General features: G+C 73.3%; 1 pseudogene. It reads right to left on the bottom strand.

What is annotated here, in order from left to right:
• Positions 1-80 precede the first annotated feature (80 nt).
• Positions 81-469, bottom strand: a pseudogene (locus tag LPA54_RS37720) (transcriptional regulator); the annotation flags it as partial.

Raw genomic sequence — 469 nt, 5'->3', positions numbered from 1 at the left:
GCCTCGTTGTGGTTGTCCACGGCCTGGCCCACGCCGTTCCAGTACGACAGGGAGGCTTCGTTCGCCCGCTGGCGAGGCCCTCAAGCTGGTTGGCCCGCCACCCGCCCGTCCGGCCGGGACTCACCGGGTGCCGGGCCGTCCTGGGGGGAGTGGACGTGCGCCGCCAGGGTGGTGGCCAGGGCCTGCCATATGTGGGCCGCGAGATCGCGGCTCCCGGACTGGGTCGTCTGACGCGCCAGCCGTTCCAGGGCCGCGACCCCCTCCTCGACCCGGCCCGCCAATATCGTGAGCCGGCCGTCGAGGACCGACAGCCGCACCCGGTCGCGGTAGGACAGACGCAGGTGCTCCTCGGACAGCACGCCCCGGCTCAGCGCGCGCGCGTCGTCCAGCCGGCCCTGCGCGAACGCCAGGTGTGCCTGGAGCGCGTGCAGTTCCTGCAGTTGTACGGGCGTGCCGATCAGGCCGAGGA

The sequence above is a fragment of the Streptomyces sp. DH12 genome (assembly GCF_020873895.1).
In the GTDB taxonomy this organism is placed as follows: domain Bacteria; phylum Actinomycetota; class Actinomycetes; order Streptomycetales; family Streptomycetaceae; genus Streptomyces.
Note: the sequence above shows the minus strand (reverse complement) of the source record. Positions and strands in the feature narration are given on the sequence as shown.